General features: G+C 61.3%; 21 protein-coding genes and 2 pseudogenes. 16 read left to right on the top strand and 7 right to left on the bottom strand.

The window, feature by feature from the left end:
• Positions 1-2: 2 nt before the first annotated feature.
• Positions 3-1,827 (bottom strand): annotated as a pseudogene (locus RW095_RS17885) (diguanylate cyclase domain-containing protein).
• Positions 1,827-2,975, bottom strand: a complete 1,149-nt coding sequence (locus RW095_RS17880) for an extracellular solute-binding protein (RefSeq protein WP_317017304.1) — start codon at positions 2,973-2,975, stop codon at positions 1,827-1,829. Before RW095_RS17880 ends, RW095_RS17885 begins: the two are co-directional and overlap by 1 nt.
• A 605-nt stretch (positions 2,976-3,580) precedes the next feature.
• Between RW095_RS17880 and RW095_RS17875 the strand changes: the two genes are divergently transcribed.
• Both RW095_RS17875 and RW095_RS17870 read left to right on the top strand, forming a co-directional pair.
• Positions 3,581-4,363 (top strand): ABC transporter substrate-binding protein, encoded by a 783-nt coding sequence (locus tag RW095_RS17875; RefSeq protein WP_317017303.1) that lies wholly within the window; start codon positions 3,581-3,583, stop codon positions 4,361-4,363.
• A 252-nt stretch (positions 4,364-4,615) separates the two neighbouring features.
• A complete protein-coding gene (locus RW095_RS17870; protein ID WP_317017302.1) occupies positions 4,616-5,731 on the top strand; it encodes a succinylglutamate desuccinylase/aspartoacylase family protein in 1,116 nt (371 codons plus the stop codon).
• Positions 5,732-5,852: 121 nt separating this feature from the next.
• On the opposite strand, the pseudogene RW095_RS17865 reads toward RW095_RS17870, so the two are convergent.
• Positions 5,853-6,667: pseudogene (locus tag RW095_RS17865) on the bottom strand (MetQ/NlpA family ABC transporter substrate-binding protein).
• 347 nt (positions 6,668-7,014) lie between these two features.
• On the opposite strand from RW095_RS17865, the gene RW095_RS17860 reads away from it, so the two are divergent.
• The 6 genes from RW095_RS17860 (at position 7,015) to arsH (ending at position 11,939) form a co-directional block, all read left to right on the top strand.
• Positions 7,015-8,178, top strand: a complete 1,164-nt coding sequence (locus tag RW095_RS17860; RefSeq protein ID WP_317017301.1) for a porin — start codon at positions 7,015-7,017, stop codon at positions 8,176-8,178.
• A gap of 292 nt (positions 8,179-8,470) precedes the next feature.
• Positions 8,471-8,803 (top strand): ArsR/SmtB family transcription factor, encoded by a 333-nt coding sequence (locus RW095_RS17855; protein ID WP_317017300.1) that lies wholly within the window; start codon positions 8,471-8,473, stop codon positions 8,801-8,803.
• On the top strand, positions 8,800-9,258 hold the full coding sequence (locus RW095_RS17850) for a VOC family protein (protein WP_317017299.1): 459 nt from the start codon (positions 8,800-8,802) through the stop codon (positions 9,256-9,258). The genes RW095_RS17855 and RW095_RS17850 overlap by 4 nt, the downstream gene beginning before the upstream one ends.
• Positions 9,255-10,325: an ACR3 family arsenite efflux transporter gene (gene arsB / locus RW095_RS17845; protein ID WP_317017297.1), complete on the top strand. Its 1,071-nt coding sequence runs from the start codon at positions 9,255-9,257 to the stop codon at positions 10,323-10,325. Before RW095_RS17850 ends, arsB begins: the two co-directional genes overlap by 4 nt.
• Before the next feature lie 9 nt (positions 10,326-10,334).
• Positions 10,335-11,162, top strand: coding sequence for an arsenic resistance N-acetyltransferase ArsN2 (gene arsN2, locus RW095_RS17840; RefSeq protein ID WP_317017296.1), 828 nt, complete (start codon positions 10,335-10,337; stop codon positions 11,160-11,162).
• Positions 11,163-11,174: 12 nt separating this feature from the next.
• The gene (gene arsH / locus RW095_RS17835; RefSeq protein WP_317017294.1) at positions 11,175-11,939 is read left to right on the top strand and encodes an arsenical resistance protein ArsH; all 765 of its coding nucleotides are present in this window, start codon (positions 11,175-11,177) and stop codon (positions 11,937-11,939) included.
• A gap of 63 nt (positions 11,940-12,002) precedes the next feature.
• Here arsH and RW095_RS17830 read toward each other — a convergent pair whose 3' ends face one another.
• Positions 12,003-12,791 (bottom strand): COG4705 family protein, encoded by a 789-nt coding sequence (locus RW095_RS17830; protein ID WP_317017292.1) that lies wholly within the window; start codon positions 12,789-12,791, stop codon positions 12,003-12,005.
• Positions 12,792-12,990: 199 nt separating this feature from the next.
• Between RW095_RS17830 and RW095_RS17825 the strand changes: the two genes are divergently transcribed.
• Positions 12,991-13,326, top strand: coding sequence for a DUF4148 domain-containing protein (locus RW095_RS17825; protein WP_317017291.1), 336 nt, complete (start codon positions 12,991-12,993; stop codon positions 13,324-13,326).
• 38 nt (positions 13,327-13,364) lie between these two features.
• Here RW095_RS17825 and RW095_RS17820 read toward each other — a convergent pair whose 3' ends face one another.
• Both RW095_RS17820 and RW095_RS17815 read right to left on the bottom strand, forming a co-directional pair.
• Complete coding sequence (locus RW095_RS17820; RefSeq protein ID WP_317017289.1) at positions 13,365-13,748, bottom strand: VOC family protein; 384 nt, start codon at positions 13,746-13,748, stop codon at positions 13,365-13,367.
• A 52-nt stretch (positions 13,749-13,800) separates the two neighbouring features.
• Positions 13,801-14,721 (bottom strand): LysR substrate-binding domain-containing protein, encoded by a 921-nt coding sequence (locus RW095_RS17815; RefSeq protein WP_317017287.1) that lies wholly within the window; start codon positions 14,719-14,721, stop codon positions 13,801-13,803.
• Between the two features lie 109 nt (positions 14,722-14,830).
• Between RW095_RS17815 and RW095_RS17810 the strand changes: the two genes are divergently transcribed.
• The 7 genes from RW095_RS17810 (at position 14,831) to RW095_RS17780 (ending at position 22,216) form a co-directional block, all read left to right on the top strand.
• Entirely contained in the window at positions 14,831-15,952 is a 1,122-nt protein-coding gene (locus RW095_RS17810) for a tartrate dehydrogenase (protein ID WP_317017286.1), read from the top strand.
• Between the two features lie 156 nt (positions 15,953-16,108).
• Positions 16,109-17,419 (top strand): MFS transporter, encoded by a 1,311-nt coding sequence (locus tag RW095_RS17805; protein ID WP_317017285.1) that lies wholly within the window; start codon positions 16,109-16,111, stop codon positions 17,417-17,419.
• A gap of 87 nt (positions 17,420-17,506) precedes the next feature.
• Entirely contained in the window at positions 17,507-18,040 is a 534-nt protein-coding gene (locus tag RW095_RS17800; protein ID WP_317017284.1) for a DUF4142 domain-containing protein, read from the top strand.
• Complete coding sequence (locus tag RW095_RS17795; protein WP_394365092.1) at positions 18,033-18,383, top strand: cupredoxin domain-containing protein; 351 nt, start codon at positions 18,033-18,035, stop codon at positions 18,381-18,383. The genes RW095_RS17800 and RW095_RS17795 overlap by 8 nt, the downstream gene beginning before the upstream one ends.
• 13 nt (positions 18,384-18,396) lie before the next feature.
• Positions 18,397-19,107 (top strand): RNA polymerase sigma factor, encoded by a 711-nt coding sequence (locus RW095_RS17790; RefSeq protein ID WP_317017282.1) that lies wholly within the window; start codon positions 18,397-18,399, stop codon positions 19,105-19,107.
• Positions 19,108-19,366: 259 nt separating this feature from the next.
• A complete protein-coding gene (locus RW095_RS17785; RefSeq protein WP_394365155.1) occupies positions 19,367-20,377 on the top strand; it encodes an ABC transporter substrate-binding protein in 1,011 nt (336 codons plus the stop codon).
• A 132-nt stretch (positions 20,378-20,509) separates the two neighbouring features.
• A complete protein-coding gene (locus RW095_RS17780; RefSeq protein WP_317017279.1) occupies positions 20,510-22,216 on the top strand; it encodes a GMC family oxidoreductase in 1,707 nt (568 codons plus the stop codon).
• Here RW095_RS17780 and RW095_RS17775 read toward each other — a convergent pair.
• Positions 22,213-23,640, bottom strand: coding sequence for an aldehyde dehydrogenase family protein (locus RW095_RS17775; protein ID WP_317017278.1), 1,428 nt, complete (start codon positions 23,638-23,640; stop codon positions 22,213-22,215). The two genes, RW095_RS17780 and RW095_RS17775, sit on opposite strands and share 4 nt — an antisense overlap.
• Positions 23,641-23,664: the final 24 nt, after the last annotated feature.

The raw sequence follows: 23,664 nt of genomic DNA, 5'->3' as shown, positions 1-23,664 counted from the left end.
GGTCAAGCCGTGGGCTCAGCCTCATGCCCCTCGGTTGCGCTTTCGCCGGCTTGCACGTGCACGATTTCGGCCTGCTCCGCCTGCTGGCGCCGACGCGCCTCGAGCACGTCGCGATAACGCAAATACGCGTCAACGTCCTCCCGATTTCGCTGCGTACATCGCGGCGTCAGCGTTCAGCAGCAGTTCCTCCGCCGTGCCGCTGTCGTCGGGGAACTGGCTGATGCCGATGCTCGCGCCCACCGTCATGCCCTGGCCGTCCATCACGATCTCTTCGTTGAGCGTGGTCATGATGCGTGAGGCGATGCCGGGCGCCGCTTCTGCCGAGCGCGGCCCCTCGATCAGCACGATGAATTCGTCGCCGCCAAGACGCGCGACGATGTCCGCGGAATGCAGCACTTGCTTGAGCCGCAGCGCCACCGCAACGAGCACCTTGTCGCCGACCGAATGGCCAAACTGGTCGTTGATCTGCTTGAAGCGGTCGAGGTCCACGAACAATACCGCGAGTCCTTCGCGGCGGCGCGTCGCATCGTCGATCGCACGCTCGAGCTTTTCCATGAACAGCATGCGGTTCGGCAGCCCGGTCAGCACGTCGTGCGTGGCGAGATGCACGAGTTCGCGCTGCTTCACATGCAGCGCGTCCATCTGTGATCTGATCTCGCGGCGCAGGCGATCGAAACAGCGCGCGAGTACGCCGATCTCGTCCGTGCGTTTGACGGGCAATGTCTCCATTGCGTGTTCGGCGAAGAGATGCGTGGCCGCATAGGCGAGGATATGCAACGGCTTGGTGAGCGCGCGTGCAAAAAGAATCGCGAGAAGCAGTGCCAGCGCGCTGGAGATCAACACCATGCGGATGATGCTGCCGCCCAGCAGTTGCGCGCCCGACAACACATCTTCGAGCGGCTTGCCAAGCCCGATCACGATGAAGCGATTGCCCTCGGACGCGCCGAACGGCCTGCGCACGAAGGCGAGCACTTGCCCCTCGGCCTGACGGGGACGCGCGAGGCCGTTCACGAGCACTTCGCTTTCCTTCTGTTCGAAAAGCGGCTTGGTGACGGCGAAGCTATCCTGCATCAGCACGCGGCGGCCCGTATCGAAGCCGAACGTTTTCGACGCATCGGGATGAACCAGGAAGTCGCCCCATTCGTTGGCGAGATAGACCTGATAATCGCTCGGCAAATCGCTTTGCAGGCGCTTGAGCAAATCGGCGATATTGATGTCGATCACGACGACACCGACCACCGAGCCTTGCAGGTTAGCGACGGGCGTGCCGACCCGCAGCGTCGCCTTGCCCTGCGCCGCATGCGCGCCGTATTCGTGATTGACGGAAATCGGCGACGTGTAGATGCGTCCGGGTGAAAATGCGAGCGGCTCAAACACATACGGAAACTGCGCTTTTTCCTGCAGGTCGCCGCCGTCCACGCGCATCAGTCCGTCGGCGTCGCGGTCGAAGCGAATAATTTCAAGGCCGTGATGCGCGCGGCTGATAAGCCGGATCTGCAGGTATTCGGCGTGATGGATCATGAAGCTCGAGTACACCTGCGCGAGCCGTTCGCGCGACGCACTCGCGGCGGTTCCGTCGTCGGTCGCCACGACCTGGGCCGACGAGGGCAAGCTCGCGAGCACGAGCGCGTCGGCACCGACGTCGTCGATCGACGCGGAAAAACGCTGACCCAGCAATTCCGTCGACGTCAGCAAGCTGTGGCCGGCTTCCTTTACCAGCATCGCGCGGTTCGCGTGATACGCGTAATAACCGGTCGCGCCCGATGCCAGCACGCCAATGCAGGCGAGCAGAATAGACAGCTTGAAGGTGAGGCCCGGACGGATCATTAGAAGCGCTCCGAGCGGTCACCGGAGACGATTCTGGCCCACAGGTCTTCGCGCCGTTGAATGTTCTCCACCGGACCGATCCACACGATGCGAGCGTTGTCGCTATGCGCGGCCGGATCGGTCAATGTGTTCGCGAGTCCTTGCCGCTGTGTCAGTAACCGGCTCACCTCCGGTTCGAGCATGTAGTTGATCCATGCGAGCGCGAGCGCCGGATCGGCGGCCGCACGCGTCATCGACCAGCAATCGAGCCAGGCCAGCACGCCTTCGTCGGGAATAACATAGCCCACGTCGGCGCCGGCGCGCCGCAGCAATTCCAGTTGCTGGGTGCCGTAGTTGCCGAACATCAACGCGACGTTATGCTGGATGAAAAACGCTGTCGCCTCTTCAGGCAGCGTGTAATAGGTCAGTAGATTGCGGCGCAGATCGACGAGCTTGTGAGCGATCGCGCGCATCTGCGTTGCGTTCAGATTGAACGGATCGCGATAACCCAATGCAAGCGCCGTGAACGAGAAATTGTGCTGCGCACTGTTGAAGTCGAGCACCTTGCCGCGGTATCGCGGGTTCCACAGTTCGCGCATCGAGCGCGGCGCGACCGCGACCTGCTTGCGGTCGTAGATGAGGCCCATCGACGAATAGGTAAACGGAATCGCATAGACCTTGCCGTCCGACATCATCCCTTCAATCGCCGAGCGCGCCTGAAAGCGCGGCAGTTGTCTTCCGGTATTGGGCAGGCTTTGCAGATCCAGCGGCGCCAGCAGATTGGCGCGCGTATAGCGCTGGATTTCCGCGGTGTTCGCGGCGAGCACGTCGAAACGCGGCGCGTTTTTGGCGTGCAGTTGGGCCCATAACGCTTCGTCGGAATCCACGAGCGTCACTTCCACCTTTACGTCGTAACGCGACTCGAAGTTCTTCACGACGTCGGTATCGGCATAACCGGGCCACGCAAGCACGTGCAAGACTTTTTTCGCGACTTCGGCCGATGCGCCCGATAGCAGCCCGAAGCTGAGAAACGCGCTCACCACGAGTCGCAAGAGAACGCCGCAACCGCTGCGCCCGGCTAATGACGCGTGCGTGGTCCCAACCGCAATTCGCCGCTGACCGTGCTGCGTAAAACAGCGCATTTCATCTGCCGTCGAAATCATGTGCATATGCAACACCGTTTTGCGGAGGGCAGTTCCGGCGAGCAGATGCCCGCGTGAATGACTCGCGAATCAATACTGGAGACGTTTCCTCTGATCAGAACTGCTCTTTGCGCTGCAGGAAAGCGCGAGGAGCAACGATCATAGCGCCAAGCGATATGTTTTTGGTTTCATTACCGCGCCAATGCGCAGAAATAACTGAGCCTCGGCGGGACACGACGGGCATTCATCTCCTGATAACGGCAGGCGCTTAACGTTCTTTAATTAATTCGACGAATTAAATGGACACGTGATTGCTAAATATCATTTAACGATTCGCATTACGATCGGGTTACTTCGTCATTACGACATCCGCCGACAGCCGGACATTCGATGTGGCTCGCATTGTCGCGCGACCATGCGCTCCCCCGAGCGCCTCTACTTTCAAGGCGTCGCTCATGCGCCATCCGGTATTTCACTAACTACCCAATATTTTTGAACTGATAAGCTTGGCGCGCGCTGCTGGCCGCCCCGGCCGGCAGCTTCAACCCAGGCCCGGTCGTGAGTCGCGCCGGGTTTCCCGCAGCGGCACAACCGCGTGCGGGAGTATTTGAACTACACCGAGGAGTAAAACAGTGAAAAAACTGCTAGCGGCTTTGACGGTTGCTCTGCTTGCCACCGTCTCGATTGGCGCACACGCTAAAGATTGGTCCACCATCCGTTTTGGCGTCGATGCCAGCTATCCCCCGTTCGAGTCCAAAGGCTCCGACGGCAAGCTCGTTGGCTTCGACATCGACCTCGGCAATGAAATCTGCGCGCGCCTGAAGGCCAAATGTGTGTGGGTCGAAAACGACTTCGACGGCATGATTCCGGCCCTGAAGGCGAAGAAGTTCGACGGCGTGCTGTCGTCGATGTCCATGACGCCGCAACGCGCCGAACAGGTCGCCTTCTCGTCGAAGCTGTTCAATACGCCGACGCGCCTCGTCGCGAAGAAGGGTTCGGGCATCCTGCCGACGGCTGAATCGCTGAAGGGCAAGACGGTCGGCGTCGAACAGGGCACGATCCAGGAAACCTACGCGAAGACGTACTGGGAAGCGAAGGGTGCGAAGGTCGTGCCGTATCAGAACCAGGACCAGGTGTATGCCGACTTGCTGTCGGGCCGTCTGGACGCAGCGCTGCAAGATGCAGTGCAAGCTGAGATCGGCTTCCTGAAGACGCCGCGCGGCGCCGGCTTCGACTTCGTCGGCAAGAACCTCGACGATCCGAAGATTCTCGGCAACGGCGCGGGCATCGGCATGCGCAAGGAAGATACGGATCTGAAGGCGAAGGTCGACAAGGCGATCGCCGACATCATCAAGGACGGCACGTACAAGAAGCTCGAGAAGAAGTACTTCGACTTCGACGTGTACGGCAGCTAATACGCCGGCTTATGTCAGCCACAGCCGCCACGCGCGTCTAGCGGCGCGCTGAACGGCTCGCCGGAACGGGCTCCGCCATGCGCGGGGCCCGTTTCGTTTTGTAGCCGGCACAACCACGCGCCGCGCCGTATCGGCTAAGATCGTGCGATCGATATGACGCCGGGCTGTTGTGAACGACTGGCGTCATCCAGGCTTTTCCCCTTAAATCAACGAGATAGCGGCGCGCCGCACTTTCCCGCGAATTCGACAACCATGCAAACCCAATCCCATCCGCTGATTGCCCCGACGCTCGGTACCGCCCGCAACCTGACGAGTTTCCATTACGGTCCCGGCGGCGGGCAGAAGATCTATATCCAGTCGTCGCTGCATGCCGACGAATTGCCGGGCATGCTCGTCTCGTGGGAACTTCGCCGCAAGCTTGCGGCGCTCGAAGCGGCCGGCAAGCTGCGCGGCGAAGTCGTCATCGTGCCGGTGGCCAATCCCATCGGCCTGAACCAGCACTTTCTCGGTCATCTGACCGGACGCTTCGAAACCAACACCGCGCAGAATTTCAACCGCAATTTCCACAATCTGTCGGCACTGGTCGCGCCGGTGATCGAAGAGCGCCTCACGGATAACATCGACGCCAATCGCACGGCGATCCGCACCGCGATGCGCGAGGCGCTCGAGGCGCAAACGCCGGCCACCGAGCTCGAATCGCAACGTCTCGCGCTGCAAAAGCTTTCATACGACGCCGACGTAGTGCTCGATCTGCATTGCGACTGGGAAGCCGCCATGCACCTGTACACTAACCCGGACCTGTGGCCTGAAGTCGAGCCGCTTGCGCGTTATCTCGACGCAAAGGCATCGCTGCTTGCGCTCAATTCGGTGGGCAATCCGTTCGACGAAATTCACAGCTTCTGCTGGTCGGATTTGCGTGGCCGTTTCGGCGAACGTTTTCCGATTCCCAACGGCTCGATTTCGGTCACGATCGAATTGCGCGGGCAGCGAGAAGTGTCTTACGAGTATGCGGAGCACGACGCGCAGGCGATCGTCGAATATCTGACCTCGCGTGGCGTGGTTGAAGGCACGGCCGCGCCGCTGCCGCCGCTCGAATTCGCAGCCACGCCGCTCGCCGGCGCGGAGCCGATTGTCGCGCCGATCAGCGGCGTGCTGGTGTATCGCTGCGAGGTGGGCACGTGGGTCGACGTGGGCCATGAAATCGCGGACATCGTCGATCCGTTGACGGACCGCGTCGTCACGCTGAAAAGCAACGTTGCCGGCGTGCTGTATGCGCGTCATCTGACGCGCTTCGCCACGGCCGGCCTCGAATTCGCGCGCATTGCCGGCGCGACCGCGTTTCGAAGCGGCTCGCTGTTGAGCAACTGATTTGTGCGGGCTTTGGACGGTAAGGTGAGGGCGCCCGCGAAGGCGCCCTCACTTGTTATCGCTCCTGCTCCTGCTCTCGCTCTAGCGATCGCCAGCCAGCCACGCGATACGGAAAAGCCCTTTAAAACGCCGGAATGATCGCGCCTTTGAACTGCGTGTCGATGTACTTGCGCACTTCATCTGACTCGTAAGCCGCGACCAGTTTCTTCACCCAAGGCTGGTTGCGGTCTTTCTCGCGCACGGCGATAAGGTTGGCGTAAGGTCCCTTCAGGTCTTCGATCGCAATCGCGTCTTTGGTGGGCTGCAAGCCCGCCTTCACTGCATAGTCGGTATTGATCGACGCCGCGTCGAGGTCGTCGAGCGCGCGCGGCAATTGCGCGGCGTCGAGTTCCACCAGCCTGATTTTCTTAGGATTCTCAGCGACGTCGAGCGGCGTCGCATTGACGCCGTTCGTGCCGACGCTAGCTTCAGCTTGATGACGCCGTACTTCTGAAGCAGGAGCAACGCCCGGTTGCCATTGGACGGATCGTTCTGAATGCCCACCTTTGCCCCTTCAGGCAAGTCCTTCAGCGACTTGAGCTCCTTCGAATAAAAGCCCATTGGCGACACATACGTCAGGCCGACATTAGCGATCCTGTAGCCGCGCTGTTTGATCTGGCTATCGAGAAACGGCTGGTGTTGAAAACCGTTAGCGTCGAGATCTCCGGCGTCTAGTGCAGCATTCGGCTGCACGTAGTCGTTGAACTCGATCACTTTAACGTTGAGCCCCTCGCGCGCCGCGACTTTCGTCACGACCGTCCAGATTTGTGCATCGGGGCCGCTCATCGTGCCGACCTTAAGCTGCTTGTCGTCCGCATGCGCAAACGTTGCCGTGAGCGAAAGAGCGGCGACACCGGCCAGCGCGAGCAGATTTTTGATGATATTGCGGCGTTGCATGCGTTTCCCCATAAGCGGTTTGATTGATAGGCGCGCATCGTCGCATGCAGCGGCGGCGGCCTGAAACCAATCGTTTTTCACACGCTTATATGAGCAGCCAAGAAAAAGCTTATGCACGCGATGCACTCGGTACGCGGTATTGCGACGCTAATGAATCGGTAATGCATCGGCTTGTGCCTCGTGCCTTCGCGCGAAATGGCTATTGACTGTCGCTTGCGCGCGACAGATTTCAAAATCAATGCGCCTGTCACATACCTTACTCAGCGTTCCCTTAAATTTCAGCCCGTCGCACGACCTTGCCAAAGAGCACCGCATTGCGATCGCTTAATTTTTAATCGGAGAACGTTTTGAACAAAAAATTATTGACCGCCGCTACCCTCACAGTCTTCGCCAGCGCCGCCCACGCACAAAGCAGCGTCACGCTGTATGGCGTGATCGATGCCGGTATCAGCTATGTGAACAACTCGAAGACCGCCACCGGTCACGACAATCTCTTCAAGTACGACGACGGCGTGGCGCAAGGCAGCCGTTGGGGCCTGCGCGGTACCGAAGATCTGGGTGGCGGCCTGAAGGCGCTGTTCGTGCTGGAAAACGGCTTCAACAGCGGTAACGGCACGCTCGGCCAGGGCGGCGCGATGTTCGGCCGTCAGGCGTACGTCGGTCTGTCGCAGAACAATGTCGGCTCGTTGACGTTCGGCCGCCAGTACTCGTTCTCGACCGACTATCTCGGCGGCAACTACTCGACCGGCGGTCAAACGGTCGCGGGCAACTACGCTTACCACATCAACGACGTCGACCAGTTGACGTCGAGCCGTATCAACAACTCCGTCAAGTTCAGCAGCGCGAACTTCTCGGGCCTGACCTTCGGCGCGATGTATGGCTTCTCGAACCAGGCAGGCGCATTCGCAGGCGCGCCCGCAACGGGCACGGCCGCAGCACCGGTCGCGGGTTCGTCGCGTGCTTACAGCTTCGGCCTGAACTACGCGAACGGTCCGTTCGGCGTGGGCGCGGCATACACGGATATCCGCTACCCGAGCCAGGCAACGCCGGCATTCTCGACGACCATTGCAAACGTGACGACGGGCAACATCCGCGATCTGCGCACGTTCGGCGTGGGCGGCCGTTACACGATCGCCGCAGGGACGCTGTGGGCGTTGTACACGAACACGCGCCTCGAGCCGGTCACGGGCGGTGCAACGACTTTCGCCGCGTATGAAGCGGGCGCGAAGTACGCATTCACGCCGGCACTGACGGCAGGCGCGGGCTACACGTACATGCACCTGAGCAACGCGAATCGCGGTCACTGGAACCAGGTCGATCTGAGCGTCGACTATGCGTTGAGCAAGCGTACCGACGTGTATGCGCTCGGCATCTATCAGATCGCAGCGGGCCGCAACGGCACGCAGGATCTGCAAGCGCAGATCGGTTCGAGCACGAGCTACTTCAGCACGTCGGGCACGGGCGCGGACAACCAGTTGGCATTCCGCGTGGGCGTGCGTCACAAGTTCTAAAGCGGATTCGTGCCGGCGCAGGCGTTAGTGCCTCGCCGGCTCCGAATGTTGAAACGCCGCTGCTTTTGAACCGTCTCCGCAAGTTGGAGCGGAGTCGACTGCTCGGTGCTGCAGCTGGACATTACGCTGCTATTCCCGTTTAGTAAGACGCCGGCGCCGCTGGCGTCTTACTGCTTTCGCCTGCCATCTTCGCAGCACAGAACGACCCGATATCGATTCGTTCACCGGCGTCCGTACGCCCATCATTTCAAGAACACTTGAAATATCGAATCGACGGCTTTATGATGCCGTCATGGACTCGAACCTCGTTGTACGCGCGCTCGGCGCGCTGGCTCATGAATCGCGACTCGCCATCTTCCGTGCGCTGGTTGTCGCCGGTCCCGAGGGCATGGCCGCGGGTGAGATCGCGCAACAGGTCGGACTGTCACCATCGAGCCTGTCATTCCATCTGAAGGACCTTTCGCACGCCGGGCTCGTTACAGGTCAGCAGGAAGGGCGCTTCATCTATTACTCGGCCAACTTTGACGCGATGAGCGGACTCGTCGGTTTTCTCACCGAGAACTGTTGTGCGGGGGCAGGCTGCGGAGTTGGAGCCGCGCCGCAATGTAGAGGAGCGACGACATGAAACGCATGCACATCCACATCGCTGTCGAGGACCTCGAAGCGAGCACCCGCTTCTACACCAACATGTTTGGGGGCGCGGAGCCGACAGTCTCGAAGTACGACTATCGCAAGTGGGAATTGAGCGATCCGACGGTGAACTTTGCTATCTCTCAGCGCGGCATACAGCCTGGAATCGATCACCTCGGTATTCAGGTGGCGACTGACGAGGAACTTGCAGAGATGCGCAAGCGTTTTGCGAGCGCCGGGTTGCCGGTGATGGACCAGACGGCAACGACCTGCTGCCATGCGAAGTCGAACAAGTCCTGGACCGTCGATCCACAGGGCGTAGCTCGGGAAACGTTCTGCACGCTGGAGGCGGCACCGACTTATGGGCAGTCGCGAAGCGATTCGCCACCAGATGCGGCCACATGTTGCGCCTCAGCAGCCTCCACCATCCCGTTCCGGAGTCACCCGTGAGCAGTCTGGAGCAAACAGCAGGGAATTCACCGGCGGCTCGTATCGGTTCCTTTGAACGGTATCTGACGGTGTGGGTCGCGCTTTGCATCATTACAGGCATCGGGCTCGGGCACTGGCTACCGTCGGTGTTCCAGGCGATTGCTCGCATGGAAATGGCAAAGGTCAACGTTCCCGTCGGCGTGCTGGTCTGGGTCATGATCGTGCCGATGCTCGTCAAGATCGACTTCGGTGCGATGGCGCAGGTGAAGGGGCACTGGCGCGGCATCGGTGTCACGCTGTTCGTCAACTGGCTTGTGAAGCCATTCTCAATGGCGCTGCTCGGCTGGATCTTCGTACGCCATGTCTTTGCCGCATGGTTGCCGTCGGGCCTGCTGGACAGCTACATCGCAGGACTGATCCTGCTTGCCGCCGCGCCGTGTACGGCGATGGTGTTTGTCTGGTCGCAGCTTTGCAAGGGTGACGCTTACTTCACGCTCTCGCAGGTCGCACTGAACGACGCCATCATGATCGTCGCTTTTGCACCGATCGTTGCACTGTTGCTCGGCCTGTCCGCGATCACGGTGCCTTGGGACACGCTTATCACTTCAGTGGGGCTTTACATCGTCATCCCAATCGTAATTGCACAGACCGTGCGTCGCCGGCTGCTTCGGCATGGCGAAGCGCGCTTCCAACACATGATCGCTCGACTAGGCCCATATTCGATCTGCGCGCTGCTCGCAACTCTCGTGTTGTTATTCGCGTTCCAAGGGCAGGCCATTGTCAGCGAGCCGCTGGTGATCGCGATGCTGGCCGTACCGATCCTGATCCAGGTGTTCCTGAACTCGGGTCTTGCCTATCTCCTCAACCGCAAGCTCGGTGTCGCGCACTGCGTGGCTGGTCCGTCGAGCCTGATCGGTGCAAGCAACTTCTTCGAACTGGCAGTGGCAACTGCCATCAGCCTGTTTGGGTTCCAGTCGGGCGCGGCACTCGCCACCGTAGTCGGTGTACTCATCGAAGTGCCGGTCATGCTGCTGGTCGTCGGCGTCGTGAACCGCTCGCAGCATTGGTATGAAACCCGAATACATTGAGGACAAACGATGCGCGTGACCATGTATCACAACCCCGACTGCGGCACGTCACGCAACGTGCTCGCGCTTCTGCGCGAAGCCGGCGAGCACCCGCTCGTGATCGAGTATCTGCAAAATCCTCCCGATCGCGCAACGCTCGAGCGCCTGATAGCCGACAGCGGAATGGCGGTCCGGGACGTGCTGCGCACGAAAGGCACTCCGTACAAGGAACTCGGACTCGACGATCCGGCGCTGAGCGACGCTCAACTGATCGGGGCAATGCTCGCCCATCCGATACTGATCAACCGGCCGATAGTCGTGACGCCGCGCGGCACACGCCTGTGTCGCCCTTCCGATGTAGTGACCGGCGTCCTTGCAAATATCCCCGAGCGCGAGGTCCTCAAGGAAGAAGGTGCGCCTTTTATCGTGGCTCGCCGCATCGCAGGTGACAACGCTGAACTCGTGCAGGCACTGCGCGATGCCAAACTTCCCACCAGCGACCTGAGCGAATCTGGCCGCTCGTTCTTCACTTTCTCCACGCTGGCAGGTCGCCATCTTGGCTATGGTGGTTTCGAGCAATCCGGACGCAATGTGCTGATCCGGTCACTTGTCGTTGCGCCCGAGCATCGGGGCAAAGGCATCGGCCGTAACCTGCTCGCCGTTCTACTGCGCGAAGCCTTCGATGTGGGCGCCCGCACCGGGTGGCTGCTCACAACGAATGAATCGTCGTTCTTCGAGAAGTCCGGCTTCAAGCCGGTCAGCCGCGACGCGGCCCCGGCAACGATCCTGGCCACACGTCAGGCTGGCGGGTTGTGTCCGTCGAGCGCCGCGCTCCTTTCGCGTGCCATCACCCTTTAATCGCCACAGCCAATGCAGACCGATCTACCGAACATCAGCGCGCTTCATCTCGACATACCCGATCTCACGAAGCTCGAACCACGCGCGGTATCGCAACACCCGCCGCGCATTCTTCTTCTGTACGGCTCACTCAGGCCAACGTCGTACAGCAGGTTGCTTACGCTGGAAGCAGAGCGGATCCTTCAGCAGTTCGGCGCCGAGACGAAGGTGTTCGATCCGCACGGCCTTCCGCTTGCCGATAGCGTCCCGCCGGACCACCCGAAGGTAGCGGAACTGCGCGCACTATCGGTGTGGTCCGAGGGGCAGGTGTGGTGCAGCCCGGAGCGTCATGGCGCGCTCACCGGGGTTTTCAAGAATCAGATCGACTGGTTGCCGCTCGATTCCGGCAGCATCCGCCCCACGCAAGGGCGCACGCTGGCAGTCATGCAAGTGTCCGGCGGCTCGCAGTCGTTCAATGCAGTCAACGCGCTGCGCGTACTGGGCCGCTGGATGCGCATGGTGACGATCCCGAACCAGAGTTCGGTCGCCAAGGCATTTCAGGAGTTCGACGAGAACGGACGGATGAAGCCGTCCTCGTACTACGATCGGGTCGTCGATGTGATGGAAGAGCTTTTCAAGTTCACGCTGCTCGTACGCGACCGTTCGGATTATCTGACCGACCGGTACAGCGAGCGCAAGGAGCGGACACCGGCAAACGCAACGAAGCTCGCGAGTGCTGCCATGAGTCATGAGCAGAATGCTCAAATTGCCGACACGGACGAAAGCGAGGTTGAGTAGCGCTTGCTGCCATCGGAGTAAATGGCCATAGCGCGTCCCAGTTCGCCTCGCATCGATGCATCGTTAAACAGCGGGTGCGCGTCTCGCGGGGCGCTGCGGCAGAAGCACGATACAGGCGACGATAAACACAAGCAGAATCCCGGACGCGTATAAGCGGCTAACGTGCAGCCCGCCCTCCGCAACGGGCTTGTCGAGCAGATCCCCAAGCGTCGCGCCGAGGGGACGCGTCAGAATGAACGCTGCCCAGAAAAGCGCCGTGTGCGACACGCGCGACCAGAAATACAGGGCGGCTACCACGAGCAAGCCTGCGCCGAAAATCATTGCTCCATATTCGTAGCCGACACCGAGACCGCCGCGATCTTCGCCTGCGACCCAGTCTCCGAGCGCGGTACCGAGCGTTTGCGAGAACAGAATGGTGACCCAGTAGAACCATTCGGCTTTAGCCGTGACGATACTTTCGACTGACACCGTGCCTTGCGAGCGATACCAGGCTGCCAGGCTCGCCGCTAGCAATGCGACGACTAACGCGACGCCTCCGGGATAACCGATACCGAGCGATCTATCCGCGAAGTCGGCCATTGTCGTGCCAAGCGTCGTGGTTGCGATGATGGTCGCCCAATACAGGAACGGATGGAAGTCGCGCGCCTTGATCTGCGAGGAAACGAGCGCGACGAAGAATACGAGGAAGATCGCCGAGCCAATCAGGTAACCGAGGTTCAGCGACATCGACACCCAGTCTCCGCCCGTTTCACCCAGCGTGGTGGCTGCGACCTTGATTACCCAGAAGCCCAACGTCACTTGCGGCACTTTGCTGACGGCCTCGTCAGCGAAGTTCATGGCGCGGTCTTTCATCAGTCACTCCTTTCCTGGTAGCTGTATAGACGTGCCAATTTAAACGCAAGAGGTTAACGCTTGCTTAAGCATGGTTGAGTTAGTGCGCATTCCCCGCCGGGAATAACTTACCCACTCCACCGGTTAACCGATGCAGAGCACGTCAACACGGACTCAAACCGGGTTCGGTCGATGCTCTCATTCAACCAGGAGCACTGTCATGAAACACACTTATGCAGACCGCGCAGCATCGCGCTCATTCATCATAATGGTGGCGAGCACCGCGCTGATGATCACATCGACATGGGCGCACGCACAAGCAGCGCCCTCGCCGGGTTCGCATCAACTCACGCGCGCTGAAGTCATGCATGAACTCGAAGAACTCGAAGCCGTCGGATATAACCCGTCTCTCGGCGACGATCCCAACTATCCGGCTGACATTCAGGAAGCAGAACGAAAAGTGGCCGCGATGCATGCGGCGCAGCAGAACGCGTCCGTCGACAGGCAACCGGCAATGCAGTCAATGCAGTCAATGCCGGCAATGCCGATGCAGTGAAAGAACAGTCGCCGATCTAACCCACGCTACGAGAGAACCTATCCGCCAACCTTGTAAGGCCGCGTCATCAACTCGAGAAAGTGACCATCGAGGTCGTCGAAATAAAGCCCGCGGCCACCGTTGTGCGAGTACGTTTCTCCAGCGCGTCGTTTGCCGGGGTCGGCCCAATATTCGATCCCACGCTCGCGAATATGCGCGAACGCCCGCTCGAATTCTTCTTCGCTGATCAGAAACGCGTAGTGCTGCATGGCGATCGGATCATCGCTTTCATAGAAATCAAGCGACACGTCATTGGCCATTTGCACGACCAGCATTTCCCCGAACGGAATCGGAGCCGGAAGGCCCAGAATGTTCCTCAGAAACTGGGTTGATGCCTGCTTGTCCCGGCACCAGACGATAGTATGGTTTAGCTGCACACTCATGCTGCACCTCCATCCGGTAGGTACTCATGGAATCAATATAGTCGAAGCCTCGTCAACCAACCGCTCCGTCCTGCAAGTCGTGGGCAATGAAGTCGACAAACGCGCGAATACGGTTCGACATCTGATGCCGTTGCGAGTACACGGCAAAGATATCCGCGTTCGGCGTCTCGTGATCGGGCAGCACCACAACGAGCGAGCCATCGGCCAGATACTGTTTGATGTCCCACTCCGCGCGCAGCAGAATGCCGTGCCCTTCGAGCGCCCACTTCACCGCGATCTCGCCATCGTTGGTGGTCAGCGTGCCCTTGATCCGCACCGCCTCCGTCTTGCGCGACGCACCCTTGCCCGAAGTCAGGCGCCACACGCCATACGCTTCATCGCCCTGACGAATGCCGATGCAGTTGTGCCGCGTCAGATCGTGCGGCGTCATCGGCATGCCGTGCAATGCGATATACGAAGGCGCCGCGCACAGCAAACGCCGGTTGCCTGCAAGGCGCCGTGCGACCACCCGCGTATCGGGCGGCTCGCCAAAACGGATACATACGTCGAACGTATCGTCCGTGAGCGGCGGCGGCGTGACCGACAACTGAAGCTGCACCGACACCTGCGGATACGCCGCGACAAAACGCGAAATAGCGGGCGCCACATGGCTGCGCCCGAACCCGAGCGTCGCATTCACGCGCAGCAGCCCTTTCGGACTCTTCTTCGCGGAACCTAGCAATTCCGCGAGTTCGTCGATCTCGTCGAGAATCCTGCGCGCATGCTGCAAATACAGCTCGCCTTCGGGTGTGAGCATCATCCGGCGAGTGGTGCGATTGACGAGCGCCACGCCGGCGCGGCTCTCCATCTGCGTGAGCCGCTTGCTCACGGCCGCCGCGGTCAGCCCGAGCTCACGCGCCGCCGCACTCAGGCTGCCGGACGCGGCAAGCGTAGAGAAAAAGCTCAAATCCGCTGGCTGGACGGTGTCGCGCATCAGCTTCACTTGTGAATGAAAGTTAAAGATGCTTTGAGTCTAGCACCGGTTTTTGCGTCCAGATATCGATAGAGTCACTCACATCCACAACATATGAAGGACCGGAGACATGCAAACCTATCGCATCGCAACGATTCCCGGCGACGGCATCGGCAAGGAAGTCGTGCCGGCGGGCGCGCAAGTGCTCGAAGCGCTAGCTAGAACCACGAAGTCGTTCGCGTTCGAATTCGAGAACTTCGACTGGGGCGGCGACTATCACCGCAAGCATGGCGTGATGATGCCGGCCGACGGACTCGACGCGATTCGCGGCAAGGACGCGATCCTGTTCGGCTCGGCGGGCGACCCGGACATTCCCGATCACATCACGCTGTGGGGACTTCGTCTGAAGATCTGCCAGGGCTTCGACCAGTACGCAAACGTGCGCCCGACGCGAATCCTGCCCGGCATCGACGCACCGTTGAAACGTTGCAGGCCCGAAGACCTGAACTGGGTAATCGTGCGCGAGAACTCGGAAGGCGAATATTCCGGCGTGGGCGGCCGCGTTCACCAGGGCCATCCGATCGAAGCCGCCACCGACGTGTCGATCATGACGCGCGCCGGCGTCGAGCGCATCATGCGTTTCGCGTTCCGCCTCGCGCAGTCGCGTCCGCGCAAACTGCTGACGGTGATTACGAAAAGCAACGCGCAACGTCACGCAATGGTGATGTGGGACGAGATCGCGCTACAGGTCTCGAAGGAATTCCCCGACGTCACATGGGACAAGGAACTGGTGGATGCGTCGACCGCCCGCATGATCAACCGTCCGGCGAGCCTCGACACGATCGTCGCCACTAATCTGCATGCGGACATTCTCAGCGATCTCGCCGCCGCGCTCGCCGGCAGCCTCGGCATTGCGCCGACCGGCAACATCGACCCGGAACGCCGCTTTCCGTCGATGTTCGAGCCAATCCACGGCTCCGCGTTCGACATCATGGGCAAGGGTCTCGCCAATCCGGTCGGCACCTTCTGGTCGGTCGTGATGCTGCTGGAACACCTCGGCGAATTCGATGCCGCAAACCGCGTGATGCGGGCAGTGGAAGCCGTGACCGCCGACAAGTCGCTGCATACCGGCGATCTCGGCGGCACGGCGACTACCGCGCAGGTAACCGCTGCCGTCTGCGCGTTCATCGAGCAGGCAGCAGCGCCCGCTGCCAACGTCCCGAAGGAAGTCCCCTTGGGGGACGCCGCGTAAGCCTGGATCACGCGACAACAGTTCGCGCCTCGTAGCGCGCGCCGCAACACGAGCCTCACAACAGCCGCCCAACAGCCGCATCCGACGGCTGCGGCGCGCGCCGCACTGCGCTGCGTTCGCAAGCGAGCACAGCTCACGCCTCCAAAGGAGGAGACAATGATGACCGACCTCGAAAGCCGGGTGTCCCGCAAGCTGATGCTGCGGATCATCCCGTTTGTAATGCTGCTGTACTTCGTGAGTTTTCTGGACCGCGTCAACGTGGGTTTCGCCGCGCTGACCATGAACAAGGCCATCGGTCTTTCACCGACCGCATTCGGACTCGGCGGCGGCCTCTTCTTCATCGGCTACTTCCTGTTCGAGGTTCCGTCGAACCTGATTCTTCACAAGGTCGGCGCGCGCCGCTGGATTGCGCGCGTCATGGTGTCCTGGGGCATCGTCTCGCTGGCGTCCGCATTCGTCGTCGGGCCCAACAGCTTCTATGCGCTGCGCTTTCTGCTGGGCGTGGCGGAAGCGGGGTTCTTTCCCGGCATCATCCTGTATCTGAGCTTGTGGTTTCCGACACGTCAGCGCGCCGTCGCAGCCGCATGGTTCATGGCCGCGGCACCGATTTCCACCGCCATCGGCTCGCCAATTTCCGGCGCGATCATGAAGCTTCCATCGATAGCCGGTTTCGCGGACTGGCAGATGCTCTACATCATCGAAGCGCTGCCCGCCGTCGTCCTCGGCTTCTTCGTGCTGAAGTACCTGACCGATACGCCGTCGAAGGCGCACTGGCTCGAGCCTGAAGAACGCGACTGGCTGATCGCGAAACTGAAGACGGAAGCCGACGCACGCCAGTCGCACGCGGGCCACACGGCCGGTGCGTTGAGCGCGCTGCGCGATCCACGCGTTCTCGCTCTGGCGCTGATCTACTTCGGCACCTCGGCGGGTTTGTACACGCTCGGCTTGTGGGCGCCGCTGATCATCAAGCAGTATGGCTTCGGCTCGTTCGAAACGGGCCTGCTCGCCGGCATCCCCAGCATTGGCGCCGTGGTCGCAATGATCCTGTGGGCGAAGCATTCGGACCGTACCGAAGAGCGCACCTGGCACGTCGTCATTCCGTGCGTGCTGGCCTGCCTTGGCTTTGTGTTTGCAGGGAACGCCGCGACAGCACTGATGATCGTGCTCGCCCTCGTCATCGTGAACGTCGGCATCAGCGCGGCGAAGGCGCCACTGTGGGCAATGCCGAGCATGTTCCTGTCGGGCGCCGGCGCGGCTGCGGGGATAGCAATGATCAACTCGATCGGCAATCTCGGCGGTTTCGTCGGTCCGTTCGCGATCGGCTGGCTCAAGAACGTGACGGGCGGCTACTCGGCGGGGCTGTATGTGGTCGGCGCGACGCTGGCTCTGTCCGCTGTCGTCACGCTGATGCTGAGCCGGCAATCGAAGCAGACGCCGGTCGCAGTCGGCGAGCGGCACGGCCACTGAAGGCATACGCTCATCTGGGAACAGGATTCTCCGTCGTGACATCCAACGTCGTATGCAACGAAATGTTGGTTGAACGGGAGAATCCCCATGAAACTGATCCATCCGCACTGGCTAGGCGCGCTGGCGCTCGTCAGTCTCGCTAGCTGGGCTCAAAGCGCCGGTCCGACCGATCCGCAGATCGCGGCGATCGTCGTCACGGCCAATCAGGTCGATATCGACGCCGGCAAGCTCGCCGAGTCGCGCTCGAAGTCGAGCGACGTCAAGGCATTCGCGCAACAGATGGTCACCGATCACAGCGCGGTGAACAAATCAGCCGGCGATCTCGTGCACAAACTGAATGTGACGCCCGAGGAGAACGGCACGAGCCAAAGCCTGAAGCAAGGCGGCGATGCAAACCTCGCGGCCCTGAAAAAGCTGAAAGGCTCAGCCTTCGACCGCGCGTACATCGATCATGAAGTGACCTACCATGAAAACGTGCTCGATGCGCTCGATAAAACGCTGATTCCGAGTGCGAAGAACGAAGAGCTGAAAGCGCTGCTCGTAAAGGTCCGGCCCGCCTTCGTCGCGCATCTGGAACATGCGAAGCATGTGCAGGCGTCGCTGGAGAAAAGCAGTGGTTAAGCGGCGGCGTGCGCCCGGCAACGCGGTGCTTAGAAGTACGGCGCTCGCTTGTGCGTTGCTGGCATCGCTTCCGGCAAACGCGATTGCGGCACCGAAGACATACGTGGTCGCGATCGAGAACATGCAATTCAATCCGCCAACTTTGAGCGTGAAGCGAGGAGACCGCGTTGTATGGATCAACAAGGACATCTTTCCTCATACCGCGACCGCAGAGACTCGTGCATTCGATTCGCGCAGCATTGCCGCGAACACCTCATGGTCGTACGAGCCGGGCAAGGCAGGCAGTTTTCCCTACGGATGCACGTTTCATCCGACGATGCATGGTGCACTGACCGTTCGATGAGAGCCCGCTCGCCATGACCGACACAGCAAATGTGCCGTCGATGTCCGGCGCCGACGACGATCTCGCGATCGTACGGCGCATCGTCGCAGGAGATCGGCCAGCATTCGAGTTGCTGATGCGCCGCCATAATCGACGGCTGTACCGGCTCGCGCGCGCCACGCTGCGCGACGACGCTGAAGCCGAAGACGCCCTGCAGGACGCGTACCTCCGCGCGTATCGTTCGCTGGGTCAATTTCGCGGTGACTCGGCGTTGTCGACCTGGCTTTCGCGCCTCGTGCTCAACGAATGCTACGGCCGGCTGCGCCGTCATGCGCGCCGCGAAAATGTCTTCCCGATAGTCAGTTCGAACACTGCCGACATCGATATCGAAGCCATGCATCCGTCCGACTCCGAATCCCCCGACAGCGCAACGGCGCGCGCGGAAATGCGTGCGCTGATCGAGCGCAAGCTCGACGAGCTGCCGGAATCCTTCCGCACGGTGTTCGTCCTGCGTTCAGTGGAAGAGCTGAGCGTCGAGGAAACCGCGCAATGCCTCGACATTGCCGAAGCCACCGTGCGTAGCCGGCATTTCCGCGCGAAAAGCCTGCTGCGCGAATCACTGGCGCGAGACATCGACCTCGCAGGGAGCGAACTCTTCGGGTTCGCCGGGGCTCGCTGCGACAGGATCGTCGCAAATGTGATGTCGCGAATAGACAAGCGCAGCGAAAGCAGCCAGGCCGACTGAAGCGACCCAAGCGACCCAACCCTGCGACGGCCACGCGTCGCGGCATACGCTGTCAGACATAACGCCATGTCATGCCCGCTCCAACAATTGCGGCGTTGCTCCGGTCAAATTGACTCACTATATTTCCATTCAAGCCCGCGCTATTTGCCCCTTCGGCCGCAAGCCGCAGGCGCATTCGCGCCGACCTGGATGATGTCTTTCGCTTCAACCGTATCGAGGAGAAGTCGTGATCAGCATGCCAAGGTTGCGCCCGTTTGCCATGACTCTTGTGTTGAGCGCCGTGAGCATGGCGCCTGCTCTCGCCGCAGGAAAAATCACCTTTGTGTCGCAAGGCGGCACTTATCAGGAGGCCCAGACAAAGGCGATCCTCGACCCCGCTGCGAAGGAACTGGGCATCACCATCAATCAGGACAGCATTCCCGACGCGTGGCCGCAGATCAAGGCCCAGGCCGCTACCGGCAAGCCGATCTGGGACGTGGTGGACACGCCCACCTCCAACTGTCTGCGCGGAGGCCGCGAGGGGCTGCTCGAAAAGCTCGACTTCTCGAAGATTCCCAATGCTGCCGCAATGCCGGACAAGTACCGCACGCCGTACTCGGTCGCGTATGAGTTCTATTCGACTGTGATCGGCTACAACAAGAAAACGCTGAAAAAAGCGCCGCAAAGCTGGGCCGACTTCTGGAACGTGAAAGCGTTCCCCGGCACGCGAGCCCTGCGCAACGATCCGCAAACGGTACTGGAAGCCGCATTGCTCGCCGACGGCGTGCCGCGCGACAAGCTGTATCCGCTCGACGTCGACCGCGCATTCAGGAAGCTGCAACAGATCAAGCCCGACATCACCGTGTGGTGGACGTCCGGTGGCCAGTCCGCGCAATTGCTGCATGACGGCGAGGTGGACATGACGATGATCTGGAACGGCCGCGCGAGCGCGGTGCGCAAGGACAACCCCGATGTCGATTTCACGTTCAACGACGGCATTCTGCAAAACACGCAGTTGTGCGTGCTGAAGAATGCGCCGAATCTGACCGACGCAATGCGCTTCCTCAACGCCGCAATGTCGCCCGAGTTGCAGGCCAACCTGCCGCTTTACATCGACTACGGACCAGGCAATCCCGCAGCGTTCAAGACCGGCAAGATCACGGCCAAGCGCGCAAGCGAACTGCCAAGCTCGCCTGAGAACGCCGCAAAACAGGCATTGATGTCTGAAGATTGGTGGGCGTCCGATGCAGGCATCCAGGCTAAAGCGCGCTGGCTGAAGTTCATGCAATAACGGCCGCACCGCTCGCCATGCGATTGAAGCGCCCGCGGGAACACGGTTCATCGCGGGCGTTTTGTTTCTTGCGGCGCTCATTGCGTTCATCGCATTCACAGCCACGAGCCACACGGTCCTTATCTATCCAACGTGATCGACTATCTGATTCTTGGCGGCGGATCGGCGGGCTGCGTGCTCGCCGCGCGTCTTTCCGAAGACACCGGCAAGACCGTGTGCCTCGTCGAAGCGGGTCGCGACATCTCGCAGGCGTCAATGCCAGCCGACATTCGCAGCCGCTATCCCGGTCGCGCATATCTCGACAGCACGAACATCTGGCAGCAGTTGAAAGCGCGCATGAGCGCGCCTGCAGCATTGCGCCGCTATGAACAGGCGCGTCTGCTCGGCGGCGGCTCCGCGATCAACGCGTTGATGGCCAACCGCGGCGCGCCCGCCGACTACGACGAATGGCAAGCACTCGGCGCGCAAGGCTGGAACTGGCAAGCGTGTCTACCGTACTTTCGCAAGCTCGAAACAGATTCCGATTTCGGCAATTCCAGCGACGTCAGTATCAGCGCCCTGCACGGCGCGAACGGCCCGCTGCGCATCCGGCGCACTGGCTGGGCGCGCATCTCGCCGTTCGTGAAAGGCGTGCTCGATACGTTGAAGCATGACTATCCGCTGCGCGCCGATCAGAACGGCCGGTGGGAAGACGGCACCTTCATCGGGTCGATTGCAGTAAGCGCGAGCGGCGAACGCATACCCACATCCGTTTGCTATCTGAACGAAGCCGTGCGCGCTCGGCCCAACCTCACGATCTGCACCGATGAAATAGCGGAGCGCATCGTGTTCGACGGGAGGCGCGCAGTCGGCGCACGCATGATCCGGCCCGACGGTACGCATCGCGACATGCCGGCCCGTTGCGTGATCGTCTGCTCGGGTGCTATTCACTCGCCGGCGCTGTTACTCAGAAGCGGCATCGGTCCCGCCGAAGAACTTGCCGCGCTCGGCATCGACGTACTCGCACATCGCGAAGGCGTGGGCCGCAATCTGATGGAGCATCCGTCTATCGCGGTGTCCGCCTATCTGCCTCGCGCGGCGCGCACGCCCTTTCGCGACGAGCATCACGAACAGGCAATCGTGCGCTTTTCGTCGGGCTTGCCCGGCACCGTGCCGGGCGACATGCACGGCGCAATACTGTCCCGCTCGGGCTGGCATTCTGTCGGCTACCGTCTCGGCACGATGTTTTTCTGGGTCAACAAATCGTATTCGCGTGGACGTCTGAAACTGAAATCGTCGAGCGCGTTCGATGAACCCCAGGTCGACTTCGCAATGCTGTCCGATTCGCGCGATCTCGAACGGCTGAAGCTCGCGCTGCGTTTAGGCGCACGGACTCTCGCCGCGCCCCCAATGGCCGCGCATCGCGGCACGGTGTTTCCGTCGAGCTATTCGCCGCGCGTGGCAGCCGTTGCAGTGCCCGGCGCATGGAACGCGTTGCAGCGCGGCGCGCTGAGCTTGCTGCTGGATATCGCCGGCCCGTTGCGGGCGTCGCTCGTGCGGCGCGTCGTGACGCAAGGGGTGACGCTGAACGAATTGCTCGCCGACGATACCGCGCTCACGCAGTTCATCACGCGCTCTGTGGGCGGCACGTGGCATCCTTCGGGGACCTGCCGCATGGGCGCCGCCGATGACCCGCTCGCAGTCACCGATGCGCACGGTGCGGTCTACGGCGTCGAAGGGCTGCACGTGTGCGATGCGTCGTTGATGCCGTCTATTCCCTGCGCCAATACGAACGTGCCGACCATCATGATCGCCGAACGCATTGCCGACCTGCTGCGCGGCCGTTCAAGTGCCTCCTAATCGCCGTAGCCGACGATACCCTTCACTTCGAGAAACGCCTCGAGGCCCCACTCGCCGTATTCGCGGCCGTTGCCTGACTGCTTGTAGCCGCCGAACGGCGAGCCTGCGTCCCACGACGGATAATTCATATAGACGCTGCCCGCGCGCAGACGGAACGCAACACGCCGGGCGCGCGCCAGGTCCGCGGACTGCACGTAGGCGGCGAGGCCGAACGGCGTATCGTTGGCAATCGCGACGGCATCTTCGTCGTCGCGATACGGAATGATCGCGAGCACGGGGCCGAAGATCTCCTCGCGCGCAATCGTCATCGACGGGTCGACGTTCGCGAACACCGTGGGCCGCACGTAGTAGCCGCGCGTCAAACCGTCGGGCCGTCCAGGGCCGCCCGCCGCCAGTTGCGCGCCTTCCTCGATGCCCTTTTCAATCAGCCATTGCACGCGAGCATATTGCAGGACGCTGACGACGGGGCCCATCGTCGTCGTTTCATCGCCCGCAGGACCCACGCGATGCGCAGCGGCCGCGCGCTGTGCAATGCGCACGGCCTCTTCGTGCCGCGCCGCCGGCACGAGCATGCGCGTCGGCGCGTTGCACGACTGGCCGCTGTTGCTGAAGCACGAGTTCACGCCCGACGTCACAGCCGCTTCCAGGTCGACGTCGTCGAGAAGAATGTTCGCCGACTTGCCGCCCAGTTCCTGATGCACCCGCTTGACGGTCGGCGCGGCGAGCTTTGCGATCTCGACGCCCGCGCGCGTCGATCCTGTAAACGACACCATGTCGACGTCCGGATGGCTGCACAGCGCGGCACCCACAGTCGGGCCGTCGCCATTGACGAGATTGAACACACCGGGCGGCACGCCGGCCGCGTCGAGAATCTCGGCAAACAGCACGGCGTTGAGCGGCGACACCTCGCTCGGCTTGAGCACCATCGTGCAGCCTGCCGCAATCGCGGGCGCGACCTTGCAGACGATCTGATTGATTGGCCAGTTCCACGGCGTGATCAACGCGACCACGCCGACCGGCTCATGATTGACGAGCGTCGTGCCTTTCTTGCGCTGCCACGCGAACGTCTCGCAGGTTCCGAGCAGTTCTTCGAGGTGACACTTGCCGAGCGCGGCCTGCCATGCATGCGAAAGCGCTTTTGGCGCGCCGATCTCGCGCGAGATGATGTCGGCCATTTCGTCGTAGCGCGCCACATAGGCGTCGAGTATCCGGCGGACCAGCGCGATCCGTTCTGCGGGCCCGGTCAGCGAGAAAGACTCGAACGCGCGTTTCGCGGCGGCCACGGCGCGCTCCACATCGTCCGCATTGCCTAGCGCGACTTCCGCGAAGGCTTCTTCGGTGCAGGGATCGACCACGGGCAGACGTGCGGTGCCCAACGGCGCGACCCAGGCGCCGTCGACATAAAACTTCAGTGCGTTCGACATCCGCTTCCCATAGAGAGCATTCAA

Origin of the sequence: Paraburkholderia kirstenboschensis, from assembly GCF_032806925.1 — a bacterium.
GTDB lineage: Bacteria > Pseudomonadota > Gammaproteobacteria > Burkholderiales > Burkholderiaceae > Paraburkholderia > Paraburkholderia kirstenboschensis.
Note: the sequence above shows the minus strand (reverse complement) of the source record. Positions and strands in the feature narration are given on the sequence as shown.

What these genes read in the sequence shown, in the direction of transcription:
- RW095_RS17880 (WP_317017304.1), bottom strand. Translation starts at nt 2,975, where the DNA reads ATGCACATGATTTCGACGGCAGATGAAATGCGCTGTTTTACGCAGCAC.
- RW095_RS17870 (WP_317017302.1), top strand. Translation starts at nt 4,616, where the DNA reads ATGCAAACCCAATCCCATCCGCTGATTGCCCCGACGCTCGGTACCGCC.
- RW095_RS17855 (WP_317017300.1), top strand. Translation starts at nt 8,471, where the DNA reads ATGGACTCGAACCTCGTTGTACGCGCGCTCGGCGCGCTGGCTCATGAA.
- RW095_RS17850 (WP_317017299.1), top strand. Translation starts at nt 8,800, where the DNA reads ATGAAACGCATGCACATCCACATCGCTGTCGAGGACCTCGAAGCGAGC.
- arsN2 (WP_317017296.1), top strand. Translation starts at nt 10,335, where the DNA reads ATGCGCGTGACCATGTATCACAACCCCGACTGCGGCACGTCACGCAAC.
- arsH (WP_317017294.1), top strand. Translation starts at nt 11,175, where the DNA reads ATGCAGACCGATCTACCGAACATCAGCGCGCTTCATCTCGACATACCC.
- RW095_RS17830 (WP_317017292.1), bottom strand. Translation starts at nt 12,791, where the DNA reads ATGAAAGACCGCGCCATGAACTTCGCTGACGAGGCCGTCAGCAAAGTG.
- RW095_RS17825 (WP_317017291.1), top strand. Translation starts at nt 12,991, where the DNA reads ATGAAACACACTTATGCAGACCGCGCAGCATCGCGCTCATTCATCATA.
- RW095_RS17820 (WP_317017289.1), bottom strand. Translation starts at nt 13,748, where the DNA reads ATGAGTGTGCAGCTAAACCATACTATCGTCTGGTGCCGGGACAAGCAG.
- RW095_RS17815 (WP_317017287.1), bottom strand. Translation starts at nt 14,721, where the DNA reads ATGCGCGACACCGTCCAGCCAGCGGATTTGAGCTTTTTCTCTACGCTT.
- RW095_RS17810 (WP_317017286.1), top strand. Translation starts at nt 14,831, where the DNA reads ATGCAAACCTATCGCATCGCAACGATTCCCGGCGACGGCATCGGCAAG.
- RW095_RS17805 (WP_317017285.1), top strand. Translation starts at nt 16,109, where the DNA reads ATGATGACCGACCTCGAAAGCCGGGTGTCCCGCAAGCTGATGCTGCGG.
- RW095_RS17800 (WP_317017284.1), top strand. Translation starts at nt 17,507, where the DNA reads ATGAAACTGATCCATCCGCACTGGCTAGGCGCGCTGGCGCTCGTCAGT.
- RW095_RS17790 (WP_317017282.1), top strand. Translation starts at nt 18,397, where the DNA reads ATGACCGACACAGCAAATGTGCCGTCGATGTCCGGCGCCGACGACGAT.
- RW095_RS17785 (WP_394365155.1), top strand. Translation starts at nt 19,367, where the DNA reads ATGACTCTTGTGTTGAGCGCCGTGAGCATGGCGCCTGCTCTCGCCGCA.
- RW095_RS17775 (WP_317017278.1), bottom strand. Translation starts at nt 23,640, where the DNA reads ATGTCGAACGCACTGAAGTTTTATGTCGACGGCGCCTGGGTCGCGCCG.